The following is a 932-nucleotide window of genomic DNA, read 5'->3' on the forward strand; positions in this document are numbered from 1 at the left end:
TCCATTTGAAGAGGTTCGCTCGCAAGAAGAAATGTATTTAACCGCCGATGCTCGATATGTAAGGGAATCAATGAGAGCAGCAGCAAAGTTTGGTGGTTTTTTAGCGGTTGTTGGTGAATCTGGTGCGGGTAAATCCACCTTGAGACGTGACCTTAACGAATGGATCAATAAGGAACGCCAACCTGTCATTACGATTGAACCGTATGTGCTTGGTATGGAAGACAATGACATTAAAGGTAAAACGCTTAAAAGCTCCCATATTGCTGATGCCATTATGGCTAAAGTTGCACCACATGTTCATGTTAAACGTTCTGCTGAAGCGCGCTTTAAACAAGTACACGAAGCGCTTACTGAAAGCCACCGCGCTGGGAACCGTCACTTGCTTGTTATTGAGGAAGCGCACGGGTTACCTATCCCTACTTTAAAGCACTTAAAACGCTTCTTTGAACTAGAAGACGGCTTTTCAAAATTGCTCGGAATCGTGCTGATCGGTCAGACTGAATTAGGGCAAAAGCTTGATGAGCGTAATCCGTCTGTTAGAGAAGTGGTTCAGCGTTGCGAGCTTGTGCATTTACGCCCCCTTGGTGATGAACTAGAGAGCTACTTAGAGCACCGATTCAGTATTGCTAATGTGCCGTTAAATAAGGTTCTTGACGCGGGTGCAATAAGCGCTTTAAGAGCAAAGCTATCTGGTAACGGGAATTATTCGGCTCTATATCCTTTAGCTGTTCATAACGTCATTACAGCCGCCCTTAATGAAGCGGCTGACCTTGGTATGTCTCACATAAACGCAGATTTAATTATGGAGGTTTAGCTGAATGAACGCACAAAATCAGAATATTTTAGAAGCTCATCATAAAGTTTATTTCATCCTTGATTATCTATTCGATAAAAATGTAACCGTGTTGTCAATTGAGTGTGTTGGTACGGTT

Annotated in this window: 1 protein-coding gene; it reads left to right on the forward strand. The window is 42.9% G+C overall.

Annotated features, from left to right (window positions below; all coding sequences use genetic code 11):
• On the forward strand, nucleotides 1-814 hold an 814-nt coding region (locus tag TW85_RS25145), incomplete at its 5' end, for an AAA family ATPase (protein WP_046019884.1).
• Nucleotides 815-932: the final 118 nt, after the last annotated feature.

The sequence above is a fragment of the Marinomonas sp. S3726 genome (assembly GCF_000967665.1).
Lineage (GTDB): Bacteria > Pseudomonadota > Gammaproteobacteria > Pseudomonadales > Marinomonadaceae > Marinomonas.